This is a genomic window from Erwinia sp. HDF1-3R (genome assembly GCF_039621855.1).
Lineage (GTDB): Bacteria > Pseudomonadota > Gammaproteobacteria > Enterobacterales > Enterobacteriaceae > Erwinia.
In genome coordinates, this window is record NZ_CP155071.1 from 3,367,138 (window position 1) to 3,392,921 (window position 25,784).

The window sequence follows — 25,784 nt, forward strand, 5'->3', positions numbered from 1 at the left end:
TTATTCCTTAGTCGGGAAGACGCTGCGCCAGATGGCGGGCGAACGCCTGGGGATTGGCCCGATGGGCGTTATGGCCCGCTGCGGGGAGGGTTTCAAATGGAATTCCAGCCTGCTCTGCCAGCGATCTGAAACGGCGATCCTGTTCTCCACAGAGATACTGTAGCGGGCAGGTGAGCTGCGCGATGTCAGGGCGTAAATCGGGCTGTACGGCGAGTGAGGTGGCTATCAGCATCTCCGCCAGTGCCTGAGGATGATTGTTGCGGCGCAGGGCGATCAGCGCCTGGCGATCAGGTTCCCCGAGGTCGGCAAAAACGGCCTGGCGATACCAGCCGTCAAGGGTCTGCTCCAGCGGCTGCTGGCGGAATCTCCTGGCCCAGGCCCGATCGTTTTCACGTCGCTGCTGCCGCTCCTCATCGCTGGTCAGCCCGAAATGCCCGCCCTCGACGGTCAGCCCCAGCAGATCGCTGCCGCCATGACGGCAGGCGTGGTATAACGCCACGCGCCCCCCGAGCGAATAGCCGATCAGCCAGTAGCGTTTCACCCGATGAAAGCGCAGCGTGGCGGTGAGACGTTCAGAGAGCTGCTCGAAATCGGCTACCCGCTGCGCGCGGGAGCCACCGTGTGCGGGCAGGTCAATACTGAGCTGGGGACTGTCAGGAAAGTAGCGCTGCACGCTTAGCCATTCTGCCCCGCTGCCAAGAAAACCATGCAGCCAGACCAGTACCGGCCTGTCGCTAACGTGCTTACCGCACCACTGCGCGTGAAGGATCATTGTGCGTCCTTACCGGCTTCAGCCAGAAACTGCGCCGCGGCCTGTTCCTCTACCCGCAGCTCTATCAGGGCGGCGCCGTTCTGCCACCCCTTGTCTACCGCTGCCAGCAGTGCCTCCCAGCTCCGGGGCTGATGATAGGCGAGGCCGAACAGGGCCGCCGCGCCGGAAAAATTGACCTGCTGCGGCAGGGCAAAAAAGCGTTCACGCTCGGCTTTCGGCGTGGGCATCATCGAGAAAATCTGCCCACCGTTGTTATTCACCACAATCAACACCAGCGGCGCACTGCCCTGGCGCAACAGGGCGAGACTGTTGATGTCATAAAGCGCAGAGAGATCGCCCACCACGGCCAGCAGCGGCTGACCGCTGCCGCGTTGTATACCGGCGGCGGTTGCGATCGGGCCATCAATGCCGCTGGCACCACGGTTAGCAAACACCGGATAGCCCGCCGGAAGCTGCGCCAGGGCATCCGCCAGCCGGATGGTCAGGCTGTTACCGAGGAACAGGCTGCCCTTTTCAGGCAGCAGCGCCGGCAACCGGTGCGCCAGCTGCGCCTCGCCGAAATGGTCGAGCGCCCGGTGCAGAATTTCCCGCGTTTGCGCCACCCGCGCGTTTAGCCTGCTGTACCAGGGTCGCTGCGACGTGAGAGGATCGGTATCGTGCCGCGGATCTGGCTCCAGGGAGGAATCTGCGTCCTGCCGGAGGTTTGGCATCAGGGCAGAGTTGCCCGTCAGCTCTGACGCTGGCGTGACGGCAGGATGGGCCGCCAGCCAGGGGAGAATGTCAGCGACAATGCGCACGCCGCGATGGTGGACAGGGTCGCGCCTGCCCGGCATCGACTCAATCAGCCAGAAGGCATCGGGCTGTGTGTCGCCCAGCCAGCGGCTAAGCTGTTTACTGGTCAGGTGACTGCCGAACTGCACCACCACCTCAGTCGCCGACAGGATGTCACGCGTTTCCGGCTGCCGCAGCCAGACTTCAGCGCTGGCAAGCGGCTGTCCGCACTGTGACTGAACGTCGGCCAGCAGGGGCCAGCCCAGCGCGCTGGCCCACGCCGCCAGCGCGATGCCCTCCTCCGGCGTGATTTTCCCGGCGATCGCCACGCCGCGTTTTTGCCGCAGGGTGGGCCACTCCGGCTGAACGGGTATCGCGGACCGCGCGGGCATGCTGAGCCAGGGCTGGTCGCTATGCCACCAGTCGCCCAGCGCGTCGTGCCAGTCGCTAAATGCATCAGGATCGCCGCCATACAGCGGTTCGGCAAACGGGCAGTTGAGGTGTAGCGCGCCCCAGCGATGTTCACCAAGTAGCGCGTCCACCGCCGAAACCAGCCAGCGGGCGGGAATATCCGGCGTGGGGCGCGGAAGGTTACATGCGGCGGCGACCTGCCCGGCAAACAGCCCCGGCTGCTCAATGGCCTGGTTGGCCCCACAGTCGATCAGCTCCGGGGGGCGGTCGGCAGTCAGAATAACCAGCCTTTCACCGGTAAGCCGCGCTTCGATAATCGCCGGATAGAGGTTAGCAGCGGCTGTTCCCGAGGTCACAATAACCGCCACCGGCTGGCGCAGCGCTTTTGCCAGGCCCAGGGCAAGGTGCCCGAGGCCCCGCTCATCGAAGTGAGTGTGACAAATCAGAGTGGCATGCGCCGCAGCTTCGAGCGTCAGGGGCGCGGATCGCGACCCGGGAGCGATGCAAATATGACGCACGCCGTGGCGCGTAAGGGCTTCAAGGATAACGCCCGCCCAGCGGCGGTTGAAGGTGCTATGTGACATAACCCGCTCCGAAATCAAGCCAGGCTTGCAGTATAAAAGCAGCAGGCCACGACTATTTTGATTTGAGGCAGGATCCCGCAGTTAAATCGACATTAAGCAGGGAAGCCAGTCCCGCCGCCTTATGGTTAAGCTCCTGCCACTCACTCTGCGCTTCAGACCCGGCGACAATTCCCGCCCCGGCATACAGTCGCACGAGATTTCCCTCTACCCTGGCTGAACGCAGTGCGACGGCAAATTCGCTCACCTCCGCGGAAAGATAGCCTACCGACCCCGCATACCAGCCGCGAGGGAAGGGTTCATTAGCGGCAATAAACGATCTGGCGGGCTGACGGGGCAGCCCGGCGACGGCCGCGGTAGGTTGCAGGCGCGACAGGCACAGCAGGTCGTCCGCACGCGCCAGGCTGGCGCGAATTCTGCGCCGAAGGTGCTGAACGTGCCGCAGGCGAAGGGTTTCTACCGGCAGCACATCCAGGCCGGCGGTAACCGATCGCAGGCGCAGGCAAATATCTTCCACCACCATGCCATTCTCACGCAGGTTTTTATCATCCTGTAGCAGCTCGTGTGCCAGCCTGTCGGCCTGGGCGCCATCCGCTGAATTGGCGCAGGTTCCTGCCAGCGCCTCGGTTAAGAGCCGTAATTCACGGCGGTGATAGAGGCGTTCCGGGCTGGATCCAATAAAGGCGCGGCCCGGTTCAAGCGCCAGCAAAAAGTGATAGCAGTGCTGGTTGATATCACGACTGGCGGCCAGCAGCGACGCCGCCGACACCGCTCGGGTAAAACTCAGGTCGGTGGCGCGGGCCAGCACCACTTTATCCAGATCCCCTCGCTGAATTGAGGCCAGCGCGCGTTCGACCAGCCCGGTCCAGTCGTGGCATTGCGGAAGATGCGTAAGCCCGCTCAGCGGGTCGGGGAGATCCCCGACGTCGCGTGCAGGAAGGAGGCTATCGAGGAAGCCGATTGCCCGCTGCGCATCGGCCTGAAGTGAGACGGCATCATGCAGAAAAATGCTCAGGGTGGTCCCCTGCAAAAGCAGACGGGGGAGAAACAGAAAGCTGCGGGTAAGTCCAAATTCATTGGCGCCCACCAGCTTCCAGCCGGGGGGCAACGTCTCAAGCAGTTGACGGGCATCTGCTGCCGACTCTGCATGCATCAGCTCACCGCAGGCGGTAAGCGTTTCGCCTGTATCACGCGGCTGCCAGTAGAACTGCGGCCAGACGGCCTGTGCGGCCAGCCAGCGAAGTCCATCACTTTCGGCAGGTAGCAGGGTATCCAGCCTGGCGTAGCCGGGGCGGCTATCGGTAATCTTAAGCAACTGCTGACGCAGATGCTGGATCGCGGCAAAAATTAACACGGCTGTCTTCCCGGGCTGCGAAGAATGCCGCTATTTTACGCGTGAATCATTCAGCTATTTTGATCCAGACCCAATTCAGACTCGCAATCAGGTTTTTTGAGCATAAAAAAACGGGCGCCTTTTCAGACGCCCGTTCAGTCAATCCGTTACCCTTAGCGACGGGCCAATAGCAGACCTACAACCAGACCCAGCGCGGCACCGACGCCGACACCCTGCCATGGCTTGTCGTGAACGTACTCATCCGCACGGTCAACGGCCTGCTTAGCGCGAGCATAGTAGGAATCAGCCGCATCGCTGGCGCGAGATTTCACCTCTTTCAGCGATTTTTCCGCTTTGGCTTTCAGCTCAACATACTTCTGATCGGCCGCGTCGCCTGACGAGTTCAGAACATCTTCCAGCGTTTGGGTTAACAGCGCCAGATCGTCGTCCAAACGAGTATCTTGTGGTTCAATATTTTTAGTAGCCATAACATCTCCTTGTGCGAATTAATTTTCTTCACTAACTATAGACACTTTAAGAACTTCTGCCGCTTAAATGGACCAGGAATTGACTGATAAAATGCCCGATCCGGTGAATAATGCGCCAGTTAAAAAAAACCGGGATTAAACGGAATACACTGCTTTGATTAGATTAATCTGATAAATTTCGCAGCAGTGAATTTTCAAACCGCTACGCTGTCGTATCCCTCTGTGACCTTGCTCACAACTCGGGTAAAGCAGGCTGCGTTTCGTTCGGGTCGTGACGCAGCTGATGTGCATCAGTGCGCGACAGGCTCTACACACTCCGTTCAGCAAAGGAAATGACTTCTGGCATGAATCGAAGAATGTTTATGAAAGCGTCAATGGCTTTCGCTACGGTAAGCGGGATGTCCGGTTTATCAACGTTATTTGCTCAGGCCGCCTGGGCAGACACCGATATTGCCGACGGCACGGCGAAACGATTTGATTTCGACGTGCTGAAAAAGATGGCCGCCAGTTTGGCCAAACAGCCCTGGAGCGGCGCGCCAGCGCCTCTGCCGGAAACGCTGGCCACGCTGACGCCGCAGGCCTATAACGAAATCCAGTATGACGCCAACCACTCGCTGTGGAATGCCACGCCTGACCGTGAGCTGGACGTACAGTTCTTCCACGTGGGGATGGGATTTAAGCGCCGCCTGCGCATGTTCTCCGTTGATGCCGCCAGCCGTGAAGCGCGTGAAATCCACTTCCGGCCTGAGCTGTTTAACTACAACAACGCGAAGGTTGATACCCATCAGCTTGAGGGTAAAACCGATCTGGGCTTTGCCGGCTTCCGCGCCTTCAAAAAACCCGAACTGGCCAGTAAAGATATTGTTTCCTTCCTCGGCGCCAGCTACTTTCGCGCCGTTGACGAGACTTACCAGTACGGCCTGTCCGCGCGCGGCGTGGCCATTGACACCTTTAGCAGTAAAGAAGAGTTTCCGGACTTCACCGCGTTCTGGTTTGAAACGCCGGCCGCGGGCGACACCACCTTTACCGTCTATACCCTTCTTGATGGGGCAAGCTGTACCGGTGCCTTCAAGTTTGTTATCCACTGCGAAGATAAGCGGGTGGTGATGGAGGTGGAAAACCACCTTTATGCCCGTAAGGATATTGACCAGCTCGGTATTGCGCCGATGACAACCATGTTCAGCTGCGGCAATAATGAGCGTCGCATGTGCGATACCATTCACCCACAAATCCATGACTCCGATCGTCTGGCGATGTGGACCGGCACCGGCGAGTGGATCTGCCGCCCGCTGAACAATCCGCAGCGCCTGACCTATAACGCCTACCAGGATGAAAATCCGCGCGGCTTCGGCATGTTGCAGCTGGATCATGATTTTCAGGACTATCAGGATGTGATCGGCTGGTACAACAAGCGCCCCAGCCTGTGGGTGGAGCCGGTTGGCAAGTGGGGCAAGGGGGCCATCAATCTGATGGAGATCCCTACCACGGGTGAAACGCTGGATAATATCGTCTGCTTCTGGCGTCCTGCCGATGCCATTAAGGCAGGCAGCGAGCATAGCTTTAGCTACAAACTTTACTGGAGCGGCCTGCCGCCGGTCCGCAGCGGCCTGTCGCGCGTAAACGCCACGCGCACCGGCATGGGCGGTTTCCCGGAAGGTTGGGCTCCGGGCGAGCATTATCCTGACGTCTGGGCGCGTCGTTTCGCGGTGGACTTTGTTGGTGGCGATCTCAAAGCCGCTGCGCCAAAGGGGATTGAACCGGTAATAAACGTGACGTCAGGCACCATCAAACAGGTGGAAATCCTCTACGTTGAGCCGATTGATGGCTACCGTATCCTGTTTGACTGGTACCCCAACAGCGACTCCACCGAGCCGGTAAACCTGCGCCTGTTCTTACGCACTAAGGATGAGACGCTGAGTGAAACCTGGCTTTATCAGTACTTCCCGCCGCCGCCCGATAAGCGCCGGTACGTGGATGACCGCCAGATGACCGCTGGCTGATACGAAAAGGGCGAGGCTTTCTCGCCCTTTTATTTTACCGCTTCACGCCCCCGCTGATCTTTCCATATCAATATGCGGAATATTGTCTTCCAGATAAGCGTCGCTCACCGGCGTAAACCCGAAACCGGCATAGAAGCGTTGCAGATGGGCCTGCGCAGAGAGAAAGATTTTGTGCTGTGGCCAGTGCTGTTCGCAGCAATCGACGGCCTGCTCCATCAGCCGGTTACCCAGGCTCAATCCGCGCGCTTCACTGGCAACAATAACCCGGCCAATTTTCACCGGTTCACTGGCCGTTTGCGGGGCCAGCAGGCGGGCACAGGCGACCAGTTTGTTATCCAGCATGCCCAGCAGATGGCGATTTTCACCCAGCAGATCGATGCCGTCCACATCCTGATAGGGGCAGTTTTGCTCAACCACAAACACCGCGCTGCGCAGGGCTAACAGCTGGTAGAGCTGCGCCGTGCTCAGTTCACTGTGATGCAGATCGTGCCACTCTGGTTTCATGCGTTTTCTCCGTTTCAGCCAGTGGCATCTACTTTAGCTGTAATCGCCTGCGGAAACGACTCTGCCGTATGCGTCCTGCTGCGGGCGCAGTGACTTTTTTAAGCAGCGTTACGTAGTCCATCAACAGACCGGGCGTCCAGGTCATGCCTTCCGCACGGCTGCGTACCAGCCCCAGCAGCCAGAATTGCGGGTCAAATAAGAGCGCAAATCCCCGCATACCCCGATCGCTTAATATCCCCTCCATCGCCACATCCAGCGCCTGCATAACGCTGGTTGAACAGTTGCGGGATGTCAGGTTATAGGTGGTATCTGACGAGTAAATTTGCCAGTAGTTTCGCAGGGCCTCTGCATTGTAGCGCGGCAAATGGATACGGTGGTCAGGCAGGCACCAGTCATCAATTTCCTGCTGGAGCGAGGGCAGAAAACAGCCCGACACGTCGTACTCTTCCCCTGCGCGCAGTACGGCGCGGAAGTTCGTGAAGTTGCGATCGATATCCTTTACCGGATAGTGGCTGATGTAAATCTCCTGCTCCAGGGAGAGCGCAGCATGACCGGCTGAAATGATGCCGTGCTGATCCACCGCGGCAAGATAGCGATCGATAATTAACCGCCGGTCGGTGACCGCAGCCGATCCGACCGGCGTCCACACCAGCACCTTGAGCGGAGCCGCCGGTTCGCGGTCCGGAAACGGGGGATGGACATAGGCCGTACCGTGCGGGCGGCGCAGCCCGCGCGAGGTGTACATCGGCAGGCTGGTGACCGAGGCGTTTTCTGGCAGCCGCCAGACCTGCAGGGCCATCGCCATGGTTGCCGCTCCCCAGGCCAGCAGAACCAGCGCAAAGCAGAGCGGAACGGTGATGTGATGATGAAAAGGCCAGTTGCTGAAGATCACGCCGCTCAGGCCGATCTCCGTCAGCCCCAGCATCACCTTCCTGCGCCAGAGTCGACAGCGCATCAGCGAGGTAGAAATCAGCCGGAACAGGCCGTCCAGCAGGAATGCCACCCCGAACAGCAGCGAGGCGGTGACATTATTCTCGGCGGGATCGCTGAAGATCAGAAACGCGATTAGCAGAAAGGCGCAGCCTTTCGCCATCCCCGGCCAGTCAATGCGTAAATCGGCCACCCGCGCCGTTATACACTCCCCTGCCCCGGCAACAATCAGCAGTAAGGCCAGCATATTGAGCGGCACCGACAGCAAACCATCCTGAGCAATATCAATAATGATAGCGATCCCCAAACAAAAGCAGATCAGGGCGACCCCGACCAGCGTCAGCCAGCGTGCTTTTAGCAGCTGCGCGCCCATCAGCAAAAATAACAATCTGAGCAAAGGATCTCTCCGGCCTGAGTTGTCTGTTACAGACATCCACTACTGTATCCGGTTAAGACGATGCGCCCGGGAAAGCGTTCAGTCGTTCGGCGGTTAAAGCACGTCTGTTTACTAACCGTTAGCAATAGCAGGCAACATACGCCAGTTTGCTTAGTTTTTGCTTAATGCGTTAGGTGTACAGAGGGAAAACAGGAAGCAAAAAAAACGGGCTCCCAGGGGAGCCCGTTTTATCAGCAGGGTGAGAATTACATTAAGGGCTGCGCCATCTGCACCAGTGAAATCAGCGGCTGAGGATAGACACCCAGCAGCAGTACGAGGATGGCAGAAATCAGCACCACGACGCCGCCTGCGGTAAACGCCCAGTTTGCCGGCGTATCACGCTGCAACAGCTCCGGCGGGTTCAGGTAGAGACTGACGGTCACGCGCAAATAGTAGTAGAGGCCGATAGCGCTCCCGACTACCACTGCGCCGGTCAGCCACCACAGATGTGCCCCCACGCCCACCGCGATAATATAAAACTTACCGATAAAGCCCAGCGTCATTGGGATCCCGGCCAGCGACAGCATCATCACCGTCATCACCGCCGACAGAATCGGACGATGCCAGAACAGGCCACGATAGGAGTAGAGGGAATCCGCATCCGGCCCACGGTAAGGGCTGGACATCAGGCTGACTACGCCGAACGCACCCAGGCTGCTGAACAGGTAACCTGCCAGGTAGACCCCGACCGCTTCCAGCGACAGCTGGTGAGTCTGAATAGCGATCAGCGCCACCAGCAGATAGCCCAGATGCGCGATAGAGGAATAACCAAGCAGACGCTTAATATTGGTCTGCGAAATGGCCATCAGGTTACCGAAGAGGATCGAGGCAACGGCGATGAGCGCCAGCACCAACCGTACCGCTTCGCTGTCCGCTACCGGCGCATCAAGGAATAAACGCATCACCACGCCGAAAATGGCAATCTTGCTGGCGGTTGCCAGGAAAGCCGATACCGGTGCGGGTGCGCCCTGATAAACATCTGGCGTCCACAGGTGGAAAGGCACCAGTGACAGCTTGAAGCCCAGACCGACGATCATCATGCCCAGCCCTGCCAGCAGCAGTGGCTGATGCAGCAGACCGTCGTTCAGGCTTTTGCCCAGCGCCACAAAGCTCAGATTGCCGGAATCGGCATAGATAAGCGCCATCCCAAACAGCAGGAAGGAGGAGGCCACCGCGGACATAATGGTGTATTTGATGCTGGCTTCCAGCGAACGCTTTTGCTGGAAGGCGTAGCCCACCAGACCAAACAGCGGCAGGGAGATCAGCTCAATGCCGATAAACAGCGACGCAAGATGGTTCGCGCTGGCCAGAACGATACCGCCTGCCGCTGCGATCAGCACCAGCAGGTAGAACTCTTCGCGGTTATCGGGATAGGTCGCCAGCCACGGGTAGGCAAAGGTGCAGGTCGCCAGGCTGGCAAGGATCACCAGTCCGCTATAGAGCATCGAATAGCCATCCACGCGCAGCAGCGGCGTGACGTCCATCGCGCCGACGTGCCCCACAAAAAAGAGCGAGAACAGGGCAACGTTAAGACCTACCACCGCCAGCGTGGCATTGGCGAAGTGGTTGCGCCGCCACGCAATGGAGAGCATTACCACGACCACCGTCAATCCGACGATCAGCAACGGCAGTAGCGCGATCAATTGTTGAGGAGTTATTGTCATGGCGAGTTACGGCCTTGTAGTTAAAATTGAAGCGGTATACCACTGCTGAATGTTACTCATAGCGGCATGAGAGGTATCCAGAATCGGCTGTGGGTAAACGCCCAGCAGCACCAGCAGGACCACCAGCACCATAATCATCAGAAACTCTCTGGGCGACATTCCGCGCAGCGGCGTTTCAGACTTGGGTGCGCCGTAGTAAGCACGCTGCATCATAACCAGTGAATAAACGGACGCGAACACCAGCCCAAAGGTCGCGATGACGATAATCACCGGCACGGACCTGAAGCTGCCGGTCAGGATCATAAACTCACCCACAAAGTTACCGGTCCCCGGCATCCCCAGGTTGGCAACGGCGAAGAACAGCGACAGTCCCGGCAGCCACTTGATGCGTGACCACAGGCCGCCCATCTGGCGCATATCACGGGTATGCAGACGCTCATACAGCTGACCGCAGAGGATAAACAGCGCGGCAGCAGAGAGACCGTGAGCAATCATCTGCACCACCGCCCCCTGGAACGCCAGCTGGCTGCCGGTGTAGATTGCAATCAGCACGAAGCCCATATGCGAAATGGAGGTATAGGCAATCAGGCGCTTAATATCGTACTGCGAGAAAGCCATCCACGCGCCGTAGAAGATGCCGATAATCCCGAGCCACATGGCGATCGGGGCAAATTCCGCAGAGGCGTGTGGAAACAGCGGCAGCGCGAAGCGCAGCAGACCATAGGCCGCCGTCTTCAGCAGAATACCCGCCAGATCCACCGAACCCGCCGTGGGTGCCTGACTGTGCGCATCCGGCAGCCAGCCGTGCAGCGGCACTACCGGCATTTTTACCGCAAAGGCGATGAAGAAGCCGAGCATCAGCACATATTCAACGGTGTGCGACATCGGCGTTTTCAGCAGGTCTTCGTAGTTGAAGGTCCAGATGCCCGTAGCGTTGTAGTGCACAAAGACCAGCGCCAGAATGGCAATCAGCATCACCAGACCGCTGGCCTGGGTATAAATAAAGAATTTGGTTGCGGCGGTAATACGGGTTTTACCGTCCGATGCCTTATGACCCCAGAGTGCGATCAGGAAGTACATCGGCACCAGCATCATTTCCCAGAAGAAGAAGAACAGGAACATGTCGATGGCAAGGAACACGCCAATCACGCCGCCGAGGATCCACAGCAGGTTCAGGTAGAAGAAGCCCTGCCACTTTTCAATCTCATTCCACGAGCAAAGCACAGCCATCACACCGAGCAGGCCGGTCAGCACCACCATTAACAGCGACAGACCGTCCAGCGCCAGATGCACGTTAATGCCGAAGCGCGGGATCCAGGAGACGAGGAATTCCGATTGCCACTGCGGCAGGCCCGCAGCCTGCGTTAACGAATAGCCTCCCTGCATCCAGAGCTGCAGCGAGAGTACCAGCGTCAGTCCCATCGAGATCAGCGCTATCCAGCGCGGCAGTTTGCTGCTTATGCGCTCAAGCTGCCAGCATAGCAGGCCACCGATGAACGGGATGAGTATAAGCCAGGGTAATAACATGGCGTTTTGTTTCCCTTTTCTGAACCTGCATGGGCTATCTTGCTTGCCATTTTCGCCCCCGGCAGTGCTCGCACTCCTCACATACAAAAGTATGCTGCGGGTGCTGCGCGCTGGCGGTGACGAAACTGACTGCGCCGATGACGCCCAACCTTCAGGTAATTTTCAATATCTTTAAATCAAAGGGCGAGGTACGAGTCCTCCCCCGCCACTAACCTTTAAACCACCATCAGCAGCGCCAGCACCACGACGGCACCGATGCTCATGGAAGCGACATACCAGCGCAGATAGCCGTTTTCACTGACCACCAGCCCCTTGTTCGCCACGCGGGAGAACAGAGCAGGCAGGTTCATCAGCGTATTCAGCGGATCGCGTGACAAAAGTCTGGCGACAAACAGGTAAGGTTTGACGAAAACTTTGTCATACAGCCAGTCGAAGCCCCAGGCGGCAAACCACCATGTGCTGAAGAAGCGGCCCGGCGCGCTGTTGGCAATACGGGTGACCAGCGTCCGGTTGCCCAGCCACAGCGCCGCAGCCAGCAGGATGCCGACAATCGCCACCACGCCAGAGGTGATCTCAAGCTGAAGCACACGGTCATGCGCCAGCCCGGTGGTTTCTGGCAGTACGCCCCTGAGCGGAGGCACAATCATCGCGCCAATAAAGGTCGAAAGGAGCAGCAGTACGATCAGCGGCAGATGGTGCGTAATGCCTTTGCCCGCATGCGCGTGAATTTTCTCTTTCCCGTGGAAGGTGATAAAGATCATCCGGAAGGTATAGAGCGAGGTCATAAATGCCCCGACCAGACCGGCCACCATCAGGTTGATATGCCCGTTAGCCAGCGCACCGGCCAGGATTTCATCCTTACTGAAGAAGCCCGCGGTGATCAGCGGCAGCGCCGACAGCGCCGCGCCCCCCACGAGGAAGCAGACGTAAACCAGCGGGATGCTTTTACGCAGGCCACCCATTTTGAAAATATTCTGCTCGTGGTGGCAGGCCAGAATCACCGAACCCGAAGAGAGGAACAGCAGGGCTTTAAAGAACGCATGGGTCATCAGATGGAAGATGGCGGCGTCCCAGGCCTGTACGCCAAGCGCCAGGAACATATAGCCAATCTGACTCATGGTTGAGTAGGCCAGCACCCGCTTAATATCCGTCTGCACCAGCGCGGCAAAGCCCGCCAGCACCAGGGTCACCGCACCGATAATCCCTACCAGATGCAGGACTTCCGGCGTCAGCAGGAACAGGCCGTGCGTTCGTGCAATCAGATAAACCCCGGCGGTTACCATGGTCGCCGCATGGATCAGCGCGGAAACCGGGGTTGGACCCGCCATCGCATCCGCCAGCCACGTTTGCAGCGGCAGCTGAGCCGATTTACCGACCGCGCCGCCGAGCAGCATAAGCGTGGCCCACTGCAGCATATGATTATCTGCGGCAAAGTGCGCCGGTGCCAGCTCGACCATTTCCCGGAAGTTCAGGGTGCCCAGCTCGTTGTAGAAAATAAACAGCGCGAAAGCCAGGAACACGTCACCGACGCGGGTAATGATAAAGGCCTTCATCGCCGCCGCGCCGTTTTTCGGATCGGTATAGTAGAAGCCAATCAGCAGATAGGAGCAGAGGCCCACGCCTTCCCAACCGAGATACATCAGCATCAGGTTGTCGGCCAGAACCAGAACCACCATGCTGGCGATAAACAGGTTGGTATAGGCAAAAAAGCGCGAATAGCCCTCTTCTCCCCGCATATACCAGGAGGCAAACATATGGATCAAAAAACCCACGCCGGTTACCACCGACAGCATGGTCAGCGACAGGCCGTCCAGCGTCAGGTTAACGTTAATGGTGAAGTTGCCCACCTGCATCCAGGTCCACAGCGCCTGGTTAAAGACCGCCTGTCCGTGACTGAAAAAATCGATTCCGACATAAATCGTCACCAGCGCCGCCAGACCGACGGACCCCATACCTACCGTCGCCGACAGGTTTTCCGACCAGCGGCCCCGGGAGAAGGCCAGCAGCAAAAAGCCGATAAGCGGAAAGAGAACAGTTAAATAGAGAAGATTCATCCGCGCATCTCGCTCACTTTATCAATGTTGAGGTTCTGACTGCGGCGATGAAGCTGAAGCAGCAGTGCCAGACCGATACTTGCCTCGGCCGCGGCCAGGCTGATGGCCAGGATATACATCACCTGACCGTCCGCCTGCCCCCAATATGCCCCTGCCACCACAAATGCCAGCGCGGCAGCGTTAATCATGATTTCGAGACTGATTAACATAAACAGCAGGTTGCGGCGAATGACCACGCCGGTCAGCCCAAGGACAAATAAAATAGCGGCCAGAATCAGACCATGTTGCAAAGGGATCATGCGTGTTCCTCCTTCCTGGCATTTTCAGCGTCTTCCGGGCGATTGCTTAACACCTCACCCACGCGTTTTTCGCGGCCAATGTGATACGCCACCACCAGACCCGCCAGCAACAGCATTGAGGCAAGTTCAACCGCCAGAACATAAGGGCCAAACAGGCTGATACCCACCGCTTTCGCGTCGATCATCGACCCCGCAATACCGCGATCCTGGACGGAGAGGATGGCGTAAATCATCACCGCCAGCAGTACCAGCGACAGCAGACCGGGGCCTATCCAGGCGCCAGGCTGTAGCCACTGGCGCTCCTGCGCCTGTACGCTGTCGCCCAGGTTGAGCATCATCACCACGAAGACAAACAGCACCATGATGGCGCCCGCGTAGACGATAATTTCCAGCGCGCCGGCAAAATAGGCACCCAGCGAGAAGAATACGCCGGCAATCGCCAGCAGTGAGATGATCAGATACAGCAGCGCGTGCACCGGGTTGCTATGGGTAATAACACGTAGCGTGGTGAGTACCGCCACCAGTCCGCAAAGATAAAACGCAAATTCCATGCCTGGCTCCTTAAGGTAACAAGCCCTTGACGTCGACAGGTTTGGCTTCATTTTCAGCCTGACCTTTGTCTTTCCCGTCGATTGCCATACCCGCCATCCGGTAAAAATTATATTCCGGGTATTTGCCCGGGCCGGAAATCAGCAGATCCTCTTTTTCATAAACCAGATCCTGACGCTTGAACTCACCCATTTCAAAGTCCGGGGTAAGCTGAATCGCCGTGGTCGGGCAGGCCTCTTCACACAGGCCGCAAAAAATGCAGCGTGAGAAGTTGATGCGGAAAAACTCGGGATACCAGCGGCCATCCTGCATTTCAGCTTTTTGCAGCGAAATACAGCCTACCGGACAGGCAACCGCGCACAGGTTACAGGCCACGCAGCGCTCCTGACCGTCGGGATCGCGCGTCAGCACGATGCGTCCACGATAGCGCGGCGGCAGATAAACCGGCTCTTCCGGATACATCATGGTTTCACGCTTCGCGAACGCGTTCATACCAATCAGAAATATACTGCGAACCGTGGTGCCAAAACCCACCACAATGTCTTTTAATGTCATTGTCTTACCCCTTACTGCGCGTTGTACAGAATCACTGCGGCGGTGGCCAGCAGGTTCAACAGCGTCAACGGCAGACAAACTTTCCAGCCGAACGACATCACCTGGTCATAGCGCGGGCGCGGTAACGCAGCACGAATCAGTATGAACATCATCATGAAGAACGCCGTTTTGATCGCAAACCAGAAGATCGGTGGCAGCCACGGACCATTCCAGCCGCCGAAAAACAGCGTCACCATCAGCGAGGAGACGGTAACAATCCCGACGTATTCACCCACAAAGAACAGGCCAAACTTCATTCCGGCATATTCAATATGATAACCGTCGGCCAGTTCCTGCTCCGCTTCCGGCTGGTCAAAGGGATGACGGTGACAGACCGCAACGCCCGCAATGGCAAAGGTCAGAAAGCCAAAGAACTGCGGAATGATATTCCACAGATGCTGCTGGCTGTTGACGATGTCGACCATATTGAACGAGCCCGCCTGTGCTACCACGCCCATCAGCGACAGGCCGAGGAACACTTCGTAACTCAGGGTCTGTGCCGAGGCGCGCATCGCCCCCAGCAGGGAGTATTTGTTGTTACTTGACCACCCGGCGAACAGCACCGCATACACTGCCAGCCCGGCCATCATCAGGAAGAACAGCAGCCCAATATTGAGGTCCGCCCCCATCCAGGTTGAGGTCACGGGAACAATAGCCATCGCCAGCAGCAGCGAGGTAAAGGCGATCATTGGCGCCAGCGTGAAGATCACCCGGTCGGTAAACGGCGGCGTCCAGTCCTCTTTGAAGAACATTTTGATCATGTCCGCCACCAGCTGGAGCGAACCGCCCCAGCCAACCCGGTTGGGTCCGTAGCGGTTCTGGAACAGGCCGAGCAGGCGGCGTTCGCCGAAGCTCATAAAGGCGCCACAGCCCACCACGACAAACAGGATCACGAGGGCCTTAACCACAGCAATCAATACGTCAATAACTTCCGGTGTCAGCCAGCTCATTGTGCCGCCTCCTGCAGATTGTCAATGTTGGCACCCAGCAGGAAGGGAGGAATACCCGGCAGGCCAATCGGCAGCCCTACCTGCCCCGCCTGTAACGTTTCTGAGAAACGTACCGGCAGACGCAGGGTTTCACCGGCACAGCTAAACTCGACGGTGGCCCCCGCATTTACGCCAAGCGTTGCCGCATCTGCCGGGTTAACCATGGCATACAGTGCGGGCATACGCTGCTGAATCACCGCTGAACGCTGCGTCATCTCCTCGCTGCCAAACAGGTGGAAGTAAGGCGCTACGCGCCAGCGACCCACCTGACCGGCAAAGGCGACCGGCACCACGTCGAACCAGTCCATCTGTGCTTCACCGGCCTCGAACAGTCGAACGCCCGGGTCGCCATTACGCAATTTCCCGCCCACTTCAGCCTGGAATTTATTCCACGCCTGCGGGGAGTTCCAGCCCGGCGCCCATGCAAAGGGGATCTGCGAACGCGCGGCTGAGGGCTGGTTGTTACCTTCCATTGAGAAGGCAAACATGGTGTCCTTATCCTGCGGCTGACGCGGCTCATGTACGCTGATGTTAGCGCGCATGGCGGTACGGCCGCTGGAACGCGCAGGGGAGCGCGCCAGTTTCTGTCCGCGAATACGGAAGCTGGCATCCGGCGCGGCGTCTTTGATCGCGGCCAGCTGCGGCAGCGCCTGAACGCAGGCGTCGATCACATGGTCAAGCTGGGTCCAGTCCACTTCACGGCTGCGGATAGTACTCTGCAATGAGTGCAGCCAGCGCCAGCTTTCAAGCATCTGCACGCTGTCGTTATAGTAGGCTGGGTCGTAAACCTGGAAGAAGCGCTGCGCGCGGCCTTCCTGATTCACCACGGTGCCGTCGCTCTCTGCAAAGCTGGCGGTGGAGAGGATCAGCCCCGCCCTGTCGCTGGTCGCCGTGCGCTGGTGATCGACCACGATCACGTTAGCGGCATTGCTTAACGCTGCGTCCACGCTGGCCTTAGGCGCATGGCGATAGAGATCGTTCTCCATCACGATAACCGCATCCGCCGCGCCGCTTGCCAGTTCGTCCAGCGCCGCTTCCAGCGGTTGCCCACCGATCAGGCCCAGACCTACGCTGTTAGCCGCACCGGAAAGCAGGGTAATGCCAACGTCCGCCCCACGGCCCTTCAGCGCTTTTGCCACATTGGCAGCCGCGTGGATAACGGCTTCGCTGCCTGCGTTAACGCCGGAGATAATCAGCGGCTTTCTTGCCCCGGCCAGCGCCTGGACGATAACATCAATTTTTCCGCTCAGCGCCCGATCGATATCGCTGACCGCCGGTGCCGTTTCATCCAGCGCGTGTGCAATGGCAAAGCCCAGACGGGCCTGGTCTTCCACCGGTGCACAGTAGCTCCACGCTGCGATGTCATCCATGCGGGTGCGATCGACGTTGGTAACAAAAAGCGGATGTTTGGCATGCTGTCCAATGTTCATAATGGCCGCAATCTGCCAGTCCGCCACTTTCTGCGCGGCGGCCATCTCACGCGCTTTGCCCTTCACCGCCTGCCGTACCGACAGTGCCACTCTGGCACCGGTCTGGGTAAGGTCTTCGCCCAGCACCAGTACCGCATCATAGCTTTCAATTTCACGCAGGGCAGGCGTGTGAATGCCGCCGTCGCGTAGAATATTCAGCATCAGCTCAAGCCGCGCCTGTTCAGCGGCCGGGATGCCGGTAGAGAAGTTTTCAGCGCCAACCAATTCGCGCAGAGCGAAATTGCTTTCGACGCTGGCGCGCGGAGAACCAATACCGATAACCTTCTTCGCCTGGCGCAGCACGTCCGCCGCGCCCTGCATTGCCTGTTCGGCGTTGAGGGCGATCCAGTCATTACCGCGACGCTGCATGGGCTGACGTGGCCGGTCTTTCAGGTTCACATAGCCATAGCCAAAACGCCCGCGATCGCACAGGAAGTACTGGTTTACGGTGCCGTTGTAGCGGTTTTCGATGCGCCTGAGTTCGCCGTAGCGCTCGCCCGGGCTGGTGTTACAGCCCACGCTGCACTGCTGGCAGATGCTCGGGGCATACTGCATATCCCATTTACGGTTATAGCGCTCGGAGTGCGTTTTATCGGTAAAGACGCCGGTCGGGCAGATCTCCACCAGGTTACCGGAGAATTCACTCTCCAGCGTGCCATCTTCCGGACGACCGAAATAGACGTTGTCATGCGCGCCGTACACGCCAAGGTCGGTACCGTCCGCGTAATCTTTGTAGTAGCGAACGCAGCGATAGCAGGCGATACAGCGGTTCATTTCGTGCGAGATAAACGGACCGAGATCCTGATTGCGGTGAGTACGCTTGGTGAACCGATAGCGACGGAAGCTGTGGCCGGTCATCACGGTCATGTCCTGCAGGTGGCAGTTGCCGCCCTCTTCACAAACCGGACAGTCGTGCGGGTGGTTAGTCATCAGCCACTCCACCACACTTTCGCGAAACTCTTTCGCTTCACCGTCATCAATGGAGATGAACGTGCCGTCAGAGGCCGGGGTCATGCACGACATGACCAGGCGACCGCGGGTGTCTTCGGCATTTTGATATTGCTTCACCGCGCACTGGCGGCAGGCGCCCACGCTTCCCAGCGCCGGGTGCCAGCAAAAATAAGGAATATCGAGGCCGAGCGAGAGGCAAGCCTGTAGCAGGTTGTCCGCTCCATCAACGTCATATTCTTTACCGTCTACATGTATTGTAGCCATAGTGAACATGCTTCCGTAAGGCTCATACGAGCGTTAAACACAATTCTTAAATAACCTTCTTACTTGACGTTGTAGCGGTGTTAGCTGCGCTCTCTTACCCCGGTCACTTACCTATGTAAGCTCCCGGGGATGCGTTCTCTTGCTGCCTTGCTACAACGCCAATTAATTTGGTTATTTCGCACTTCTTGTTACGCGTGAGCTTTTTTTACCAGCGGGCTTTCAGCAGGTTAGCCTGGATACCCGCAATCGCGTGGGCGTTACTGAACACCTGCGGGGCAATGCCTGCCTCGAACTCTTCGCGGAAATATTTGATCGCGCTTTGCAGCGGCTCTACGGCACCCGGGGCGTGCGCGCAGAAGGTTTTTCCCGGACCGAGCTGACGGCAAAGTTGCAGCAGCGTTTCTATATCGCCCGGCTGCCCCTCTTTTCGCTCCAGCGCGCGCAAAATTTTGACGCTCCACGGCAGGCCGTCACGGCATGGCGTACACCAGCCGCAGGATTCGCGGGCAAAGAACTCTTCCAGATTGCGCACCAGCGACACCATGTTGATCTCATGGTCCACCGCCATCGCCAGCGCCGTACCCAGACGGCTGCCCGCTTTACCGATGCTGGCAAACTCCATCGGCAGGTCGAGGTGTGATTCGGTCAGGAAGTCAGTCCCTGCCCCGCCCGGCTGCCAGGCCTTGAATTTCAGGCCGTCGCGCATGCCGCCAGCGTAATCTTCCAGGATTTCGCGCGCGGTGGTGCCAAACGGCAGCTCCCAGACGCCAGGGTTTTTAACCCGGCCCGAGAAGCCCATCATCTTGGTACCGGTGTCGTCACTGGAAGAGATGCTTTTGTACCACTCCACGCCGTTGGCGAGGATGGCAGGCACGTTGGACAGGGTTTCCACATTATTGACGCAGGTGGGTTTGCCCCATACGCCAGCGGAGGCCGGGAAAGGCGGCTTGGAACGCGGGTTCGCGCGACGCCCTTCCAGGGAGTTGATCAGCGCCGTTTCTTCACCGCAAATGTAGCGCCCCGCCCCGGTGTGAACGATCAGCTCAAAGTCGAAACCGGTGCCGAGAATGTTTTTACCCAGGTAACCGGCTTCGGTCGCTTCAGCAATCGCCCGGCGCAGGTTCACTGCCGCTTCAATATATTCACCGCGCAGGAAGATGTAGCCCCGGTAAGCTTTCAGCGCAAAGGCGCTGATCAGCATCCCCTCCACCAGCTGGTGCGGCAGTTGCTCCATCAGCAGGCGGTCTTTATAGGTGCCGGGTTCCATTTCATCCGCATTACACAGCAGGTAGCGGATATTCATCGACTCATCTTTCGGCATCAGGCTCCACTTCAGCCCGGTGGAGAAGCCCGCGCCGCCGCGCCCTTTCAGGCCGGACTCTTTTACCGCCGCGACGATTTCGTCCTGAGACAGCGTCTTTAGCGCTTTGTCGGCACCGGCGTAGCCATTTTTGCTGCGATACTCATCAAAGAAGATGGGTTGCTTATCGTCGCGCAGGCGCCAGGTCAGCGGATGCGTTTCCGCCGTACGAACGATCTCTCTGACTGTCATGGATACTGCTCCAGCAGGTTGACGATGTTTTCCGGCGTCAGGTGAACGTGCGTATCGTCGTCCACCATCATCGTCGGCCCCTTGTCGCAGTTGCCCAGACAGCAGGTGGGCAGCAGCGTGAATCGGCCATCCGCCGTGGTCTGACCCGGTCTGATGTGCAGATTCTCTTCCAGCGCCGCCTGAATGCCCTGGAAACCGGTGATATGGCACACCACGCTGTCGCAGTAGCGGATCACATGACGGCCCACCGGCTGGCGGAAGATCTGGCTGTAGAATGTCGCCACGCCTTCAACGTCGCTGGCCGGTATGCCCAGCACCTCAGCGATGGCATGGATAGCGCCGTCCGGCACCCATCCACGCTGTTTCTGCACGATTTTCAGCGCTTCAATTGAGGCTGCGCGTGCGTCTTCGTAATGATGCTTTTCATGCTCAATGGCATCACGCTCTGTCGCGCTCAGCACAAACGCGTCGTGGTTATCGATCGTTTCGATCGCAATTCTTTCCTGGTGCATAGTTAGCGGTCCACGTCTGACATAACAAAATCGATACTACCGAGGTATACGATCAAATCGGATACCAGGCTGCCGTTGATCACCGAAGGGATCTGTTGCAGGTGCGGGAAGCTCGGCGTTCGCACGCGAGTGCGGTAGCTCATGGTGCTGCCGTCGCTGGTCAGGTAGTAGCTGTTAATCCCTTTCGTCGCCTCAATCATCTGAAAGGATTCATTGGCTGGCATAACCGGGCCCCATGAAACCTGCAGGAAGTGGGTGATCAGGGTCTCGATATGCTGCAGGGTGCGCTCTTTCGGTGGCGGCGTGGTCAGCGGATGGTCCGCCTTAAACGGCCCCTCCGGCATGTTGTTCAGGCACTGTTCAAGAATACGCAGGCTCTGGCGCATCTCTTCCATTTTCAACATAACGCGGGTATAGGCACAGCTGACGCCATCGCCAATCGGTATTTCAAAGTCGAAATTTTCATAGCCTGAGTAGGGACGCCATTTACGTACGTCAAAGTCCAGACCGGTAGCGCGCAGGCCAGCACCGGTGGTTCCCCAGGCCAGCGCCTCTTCCATCCCGTAGGCAGAAACGCCTTTTGCACGGCCAATCAGCACGCTGTTTTTCAGCGCGGTCTGCTCATAGGCTTTCAGGCGTTTCGGCAGCCAGTTGAGGAATTCACGCAGCAGCCGATCCCAGCCTTTTGGCAGATCGTGCGCCACGCCACCAATGCGGAACCAGGCGGGATGCATACGGAAACCGGTTATCGCTTCCACAACGTCGTAAATTTTCTGGCGGTCGGTAAAGGCAAAGAACACCGGTGACATCGCGCCGACGTCCTGAATAAAGGTGGAGATATAGAGCAGATGGCTGTTTATGCGGAACAGCTCTGAGAGCATCACGCGGATCACATCAACGCGTTCGGGGACCTTAATGCCCGCCAGCTTTTCAACCGCCAGCACATAAGGCATTTCGTTTACGCAGCCACCGAGGTATTCGATACGGTCGGTATAGGGAATGTAGCTGTGCCACGACTGACGCTCACCCATTTTCTCCGCGCCACGATGGTGATAGCCCACATCCGGGACGCAGTCGACGATCTCTTCGCCATCCAGCTGCAGCACAATACGGAAAGCCCCGTGCGCTGAGGGGTGGTTAGGACCGAGGTTGAGGAACATAAAGTCCTCATTAGCGGTGCTGCGCTTCATGCCCCACTCTTCCGGCTTGAAGGTCATCTGCTCCATCGCCAGATCTTCAGTCTGTTTGGTCAGCTCAAAGGGGTCGAATTCAGTGGCGCGCGCCGGATAATCTTTACGCAGCGGATGACCTTCCCACGACTGGGGCATCATGATGCGCGTCAGGTGGGGATGGCCATCAAAGGTGATACCAAACATCTCCCAGGTTTCACGCTCATACCAGTTGGCGTTAGGGAAAATTTTGGTCAGGGTTGGGACGTGCAGATCTTTCTCAGAAAGCGCCACCTTGAGCATAATGTCGCGATTACGCTCAATGGAAATGAAGTGGTAGAACACGGAAAAGTCTGCGGCAGGCAGGCCCGCGCGGTGGGTGCGAAGACGCTCATCCATGCCGTGCAGGTCGTAAAGCATAACGTAAGGCTGCGGCAGCTTGCGCAGGAATTCCGTGATTTCCAGCAGCTGTTCACGCTTCACCCACACAACCGGCACGCCGGTGCGGGTAGGCTGAACGGTGAAGGCATCGGGCCCAAAACGGTTACGCAGCTCGCCAATCACCGGGTCATCCAGGTGATCGCGGGTTTGCCATGCTGGCTGAGCGAGATCTTGCGTGGTCAAATCAGTCATAAGTTATTCACCATGTGGGCCTGCGTGCAGGCGCTCATTATTGGCGTCAGGACGGGCCTTGCGCTGGTTGTGGTTTTTATGCGCCGGGTTTTTCAGGCCACGTCCATAAACTGCAGTGCCCTTTGCGGGCATTCTTTAAATTTCGTCAGGCGTACGAAGCGTGGTAACGGCAATGCGCTCGCCCTGCTTACGTTCACGCTCGGACTGCATATTGGCGCGATACACGCCCTGGTCGCCAACCACCCATGACAGTGGACGACGCTCTTTGCCGATCGATTCCTGCAACAGCAGCAGCGCCTGCATATACGCCTCTGGGCGCGGTGGGCAGCCGGGGATATACACATCAACGGGCAGGAATTTATCCACGCCCTGCACCACAGAGTAGATGTCGTACATGCCGCCGGAGTTAGCACAGGCACCCATCGAAATCACCCACTTAGGCTCCAGCATCTGGTCGTATAGACGCTGAACGACCGGTGCCATCTTGGTAAAACAGGTACCGGCAACCACCATAAAGTCCGCCTGACGCGGCGAGGCACGAATAACTTCCGAACCAAATCGCGCCACGTCATGTACGGCTGTAAATGACGTGGTCATCTCTACGTAACAACACGAAAGGCCAAAGTTGAACGGCCACAGAGAATTTTTGCGCCCCCAGTTCACCATGTCATGCAGCGCGTGTTCGAGCTTGCCCATATAGACGCTTTGGTGAACGTGCTTTTCCAGGGGATCGCTGACGATTTCCTGTTTCTGCAGGGGATAACGGTCATTCTCACCGTTCGGGTCGGCGCGGGTGAGCGTATAGTCCATCTTAATGCCTCGCTGTTACTGCGTATGACGATTGGAATGCGAAATGGTGGTTGGCTTGACCACGATGCGGCGCGGTGCAGGAGCCCAATCCAGTGCACGTATACGCACCAGATAAACCAGACCAGCAAGCAGTACCAAAATGAAAATCGTAGCTTCCACAAAGCCGGTCCATCCGCTTTCGCGAATGGCGGTCGACCATGCGTATAGATAGAGGGCTTCAACGTCAAAGATGACGAAGAACATGGCCACCAGATAGAACTTGGCGGACATGCGCAGCTTAGCCGTACCGACGGGCGCGGCACCGGACTCAAAAGGGGTATTTGTATAGCGTCCGCGTGCTTTACCGCCCAGAAACCAGGCCCCGGCTAACATCGCGCAGCACAGACCGACGGAGACAATGAGAAATACGGCGAATGCCCAGTGATGGGCAACAATTCCATTAGTAGTTGACATGCTTTCTGCTTCACTCACACAGTGATGTCCGGCGTACTGCTCTGTCTCGGCAGCTGACCCACCACATCGATTCAAGGGAAAAAATAAAAAACCTTATAAATTTTACTGTCTTTTTTGATAAGACAGCAGTTTTATGGGGTTTTTTACTCCTTTCTATAACCTTTTGTCAACTTTGACAAAAGTATCCACACGTTAATTTACACCCGCAGCATTTATTTAACATATGATGCGCAGAAAGTGAGCTAAATCGAGTCAGTCTCATCCTGTGAACAAAGTGTAGCGGGTATTCCCCTGCATGGATCGAGGTTTTAACACGCTCTATTCTCGCAGGAATTGTCTGCTTTTCCTGCCCCTCACCAGGGTTATTTTTTTGATCCAGGACACAGTTTTATCTTTTATGAAGAAAATCCACTCATCCCCCAGGGGCCAGGGCCGCGCGGGCTGGCGCTAGTTGAGAAGAGGAATCATTTAAAAAAGTTTAACCAGAGGCATTTCAGGGTTTTAAAACGGACCGAACAGGCCTGTAAAGCGGCAGAAAGTTTATTGCAGATAATCGGGTAGAAACGGGCAGAAAATCACACCAAAAAAAAGCCTTCCCACTTTACATCGCGGGAAGGCTTTATTTATCTCAGTTTCCCCTTATTTATCTTAGATAAATAATAGGTTGAGAAAGACTAATTAACTTAAGACTATTCAGCGTCGTCGGTAAGATCGCTGCTATCCTGCACAGCCAGAGCGAGGTTATAAGGATCGTTACTGGACTCCATCGCATTAAATATCGCCAGAGCCAGCTCATTATCGCTTTCCGGGTTACGGCAGAGTAAATATTCGGTGTCCGGCAGTACCGGCAGGCCTTCAGCCGCGCCCATTACCCGCAGTTCCGGGCTCATCATCTCAACCGGGCGTGCAGTGACACCCAGCCCGGCCTTAACCGCAGCACGAACCGCTGCCAGCGTTGAGGCCACGTAGGAGATGCGCCATGGAATACCCGCCTCGTTGAGGTGGTCAATAGCCATGTCACGATACGGGCTTGGCTCATCCAGCAGTACCAGCGGAATCGCTTCCCCGCGCTGAAAAATATAGTCTGCTGCGCAGTACCATAATGTTGGAGAAGTACGCAGTACCTGCCAGGTAAAGTTCATCGGGCTGGAAGTGGTGACCACCAGATCGACTTCGCCCTGGTTTAACATCTCCATCATAAAGGGGTTACGCTTCACCCGCACATCTATAGCCAGCTTAGGATAAACCGAGGTCACACGGTTCAGCAGAAACGGCAGGATGGTATCGGAGGTGTCATCGGATGCACCAATAGTCAGGACGCCCTGAATATTGCTGTACATCAGAGAAGTACAGGCCTCGTCATTAAAGCGCAAAATTTTGCGCGCATAGCCCAGCAGCTGGATACCATGCTCAGTCAGTAATTTATTGCGGCCATGTCTGGCAAACAACTCTTTGCCTACCAGTTGTTCAAGGCGTTGCATCTGCTGGCTGACCGCTGACTGCGTTCTGCATACCGCGGCGGCAGCGGCCGCAAAGGTATTCAAATCGGCTACGGCAACAAACGTTCTCAATAGATCAAGGTCAAGATTGAGGATGGGACGATTTGTACTAGTCATTTTTTTCTTCACTTTATAAGTTTTTATTAACAGCTATCCTGGTGTTTTCCCTTAGATATCAAATTGGTATCAAGGAAATCTATCGGTAATGCGTTCGAAATTAGTGGCGCATTACTTTTTATCGCAGACCCTACAACCTTGCCTGGCTAAAACCTGAGATAAATCTTTAGGTAATAGCCGTAACAGGTTCTTCGATCTGATACATCTCTAACGCATATGGCCCTGACCCATAAGGATCAGAAAGCCAGGCGGTTAAGGGAGGGCAGCGTATGTTGAGATACAATTATCCAGACTGCGCACCCGGCATTGTAAAGCAATCATCAAAAACTTGATGGATTAAAAGTTGCTATATTCTCACGCTACTATTAAGAAACCCTTAAGCTTAAAGGCAACAAAAACGCTGATTATGCCACCTGAAACACCTGCATAGTCGGTGCAAAGTCCGCTGAACAT

Annotated in this window: 20 protein-coding genes and 1 pseudogene; 1 reads left to right on the plus strand and 20 read right to left on the minus strand. The window is 57.1% G+C overall.

Translation table 11 applies throughout. The features are described 5' to 3' along the window. Window positions 1–7: 7 nt before the first annotated feature. The 4 genes from menH to elaB all read right to left on the minus strand — a co-directional run bounded on the left by menH (window position 8) and on the right by elaB (window position 4,356). Window positions 8–772: a 2-succinyl-6-hydroxy-2,4-cyclohexadiene-1-carboxylate synthase gene (gene menH, locus AAGR22_RS15280; RefSeq protein ID WP_345828337.1), complete on the minus strand. Its 765-nt coding sequence runs from the start codon at window positions 770–772 to the stop codon at window positions 8–10. Beyond that, window positions 769–2,538, minus strand: coding sequence for a 2-succinyl-5-enolpyruvyl-6-hydroxy-3-cyclohexene-1-carboxylic-acid synthase (menD, locus tag AAGR22_RS15285; RefSeq protein WP_345828339.1), 1,770 nt, complete (start codon window positions 2,536–2,538; stop codon window positions 769–771). Before menD ends, menH begins: the two co-directional genes overlap by 4 nt. A gap of 52 nt (window positions 2,539–2,590) precedes the next feature. Then, entirely contained in the window at window positions 2,591–3,889 is a 1,299-nt protein-coding gene (locus AAGR22_RS15290) for an isochorismate synthase (protein WP_345828341.1), read from the minus strand. Between the two features lie 152 nt (window positions 3,890–4,041). Beyond that, a complete protein-coding gene (gene elaB, locus AAGR22_RS15295) occupies window positions 4,042–4,356 on the minus strand; it encodes a stress response protein ElaB (RefSeq protein WP_345828343.1) in 315 nt (104 codons plus the stop codon). A 344-nt stretch (window positions 4,357–4,700) separates the two neighbouring features. Between elaB and AAGR22_RS15300 the strand changes: the two genes are divergently transcribed. Next, on the plus strand, window positions 4,701–6,356 hold the full coding sequence (locus AAGR22_RS15300) for a glucan biosynthesis protein (protein WP_067705677.1): 1,656 nt from the start codon (window positions 4,701–4,703) through the stop codon (window positions 6,354–6,356). A gap of 42 nt (window positions 6,357–6,398) precedes the next feature. Here AAGR22_RS15300 and AAGR22_RS15305 read toward each other — a convergent pair whose 3' ends face one another. The 16 genes and pseudogenes from AAGR22_RS15305 to lrhA form a co-directional block, all read right to left on the minus strand. Further along, entirely contained in the window at window positions 6,399–6,860 is a 462-nt protein-coding gene (locus tag AAGR22_RS15305) for a GNAT family N-acetyltransferase (RefSeq protein WP_345828346.1), read from the minus strand. A 28-nt stretch (window positions 6,861–6,888) separates the two neighbouring features. Beyond that, window positions 6,889–8,187 carry a hypothetical protein gene (locus AAGR22_RS15310; RefSeq protein ID WP_067705683.1) on the minus strand — a complete coding sequence of 433 codons (1,299 nt, stop codon included), beginning with the start codon at window positions 8,185–8,187 and terminating at the stop codon, window positions 6,889–6,891. Between the two features lie 245 nt (window positions 8,188–8,432). Continuing rightward, the gene (gene nuoN, locus AAGR22_RS15315; protein ID WP_067705685.1) at window positions 8,433–9,890 is read right to left on the minus strand and encodes an NADH-quinone oxidoreductase subunit NuoN; all 1,458 of its coding nucleotides are present in this window, start codon (window positions 9,888–9,890) and stop codon (window positions 8,433–8,435) included. Between the two features lie 6 nt (window positions 9,891–9,896). Next, on the minus strand, window positions 9,897–11,417 hold the full coding sequence (nuoM, locus tag AAGR22_RS15320; RefSeq protein ID WP_345828349.1) for an NADH-quinone oxidoreductase subunit M: 1,521 nt from the start codon (window positions 11,415–11,417) through the stop codon (window positions 9,897–9,899). Between the two features lie 215 nt (window positions 11,418–11,632). Continuing rightward, window positions 11,633–13,471: an NADH-quinone oxidoreductase subunit L gene (gene nuoL / locus AAGR22_RS15325; protein WP_345828351.1), complete on the minus strand. Its 1,839-nt coding sequence runs from the start codon at window positions 13,469–13,471 to the stop codon at window positions 11,633–11,635. Further along, a complete protein-coding gene (gene nuoK, locus AAGR22_RS15330; RefSeq protein ID WP_067705691.1) occupies window positions 13,468–13,770 on the minus strand; it encodes an NADH-quinone oxidoreductase subunit NuoK in 303 nt (100 codons plus the stop codon). The genes nuoL and nuoK overlap by 4 nt, the downstream gene beginning before the upstream one ends. Beyond that, on the minus strand, window positions 13,767–14,321 hold the full coding sequence (gene nuoJ, locus AAGR22_RS15335) for an NADH-quinone oxidoreductase subunit J (RefSeq protein WP_067705694.1): 555 nt from the start codon (window positions 14,319–14,321) through the stop codon (window positions 13,767–13,769). Before nuoJ ends, nuoK begins: the two co-directional genes overlap by 4 nt. Window positions 14,322–14,331: 10 nt before the next feature. Then, on the minus strand, window positions 14,332–14,874 hold the full coding sequence (gene nuoI, locus AAGR22_RS15340; RefSeq protein ID WP_067705696.1) for an NADH-quinone oxidoreductase subunit NuoI: 543 nt from the start codon (window positions 14,872–14,874) through the stop codon (window positions 14,332–14,334). Between the two features lie 11 nt (window positions 14,875–14,885). After that, window positions 14,886–15,863 carry an NADH-quinone oxidoreductase subunit NuoH gene (nuoH, locus tag AAGR22_RS15345; protein WP_067705697.1) on the minus strand — a complete coding sequence of 326 codons (978 nt, stop codon included), beginning with the start codon at window positions 15,861–15,863 and terminating at the stop codon, window positions 14,886–14,888. Continuing rightward, window positions 15,860–18,586: an NADH-quinone oxidoreductase subunit NuoG gene (nuoG, locus tag AAGR22_RS15350; protein WP_345828356.1), complete on the minus strand. Its 2,727-nt coding sequence runs from the start codon at window positions 18,584–18,586 to the stop codon at window positions 15,860–15,862. Before nuoG ends, nuoH begins: the two co-directional genes overlap by 4 nt. Before the next feature lie 205 nt (window positions 18,587–18,791). After that, entirely contained in the window at window positions 18,792–20,138 is a 1,347-nt protein-coding gene (gene nuoF, locus AAGR22_RS15355) for an NADH-quinone oxidoreductase subunit NuoF (RefSeq protein WP_345828357.1), read from the minus strand. Next, the gene (gene nuoE, locus AAGR22_RS15360; protein ID WP_067705701.1) at window positions 20,135–20,650 is read right to left on the minus strand and encodes an NADH-quinone oxidoreductase subunit NuoE; all 516 of its coding nucleotides are present in this window, start codon (window positions 20,648–20,650) and stop codon (window positions 20,135–20,137) included. The genes nuoF and nuoE overlap by 4 nt, the downstream gene beginning before the upstream one ends. A 2-nt stretch (window positions 20,651–20,652) precedes the next feature. Beyond that, a pseudogene (gene nuoC / locus AAGR22_RS15365) lies at window positions 20,653–22,466 on the minus strand (NADH-quinone oxidoreductase subunit C/D). Between the two features lie 121 nt (window positions 22,467–22,587). Beyond that, window positions 22,588–23,262: an NADH-quinone oxidoreductase subunit B gene (locus tag AAGR22_RS15370; protein WP_067705705.1), complete on the minus strand. Its 675-nt coding sequence runs from the start codon at window positions 23,260–23,262 to the stop codon at window positions 22,588–22,590. Window positions 23,263–23,277: 15 nt separating this feature from the next. After that, window positions 23,278–23,715 (minus strand): NADH-quinone oxidoreductase subunit A, encoded by a 438-nt coding sequence (locus AAGR22_RS15375; protein WP_067705708.1) that lies wholly within the window; start codon window positions 23,713–23,715, stop codon window positions 23,278–23,280. Between the two features lie 689 nt (window positions 23,716–24,404). Then, window positions 24,405–25,331 carry a transcriptional regulator LrhA gene (gene lrhA / locus AAGR22_RS15380; RefSeq protein WP_067705899.1) on the minus strand — a complete coding sequence of 309 codons (927 nt, stop codon included), beginning with the start codon at window positions 25,329–25,331 and terminating at the stop codon, window positions 24,405–24,407. Window positions 25,332–25,784: the final 453 nt, after the last annotated feature.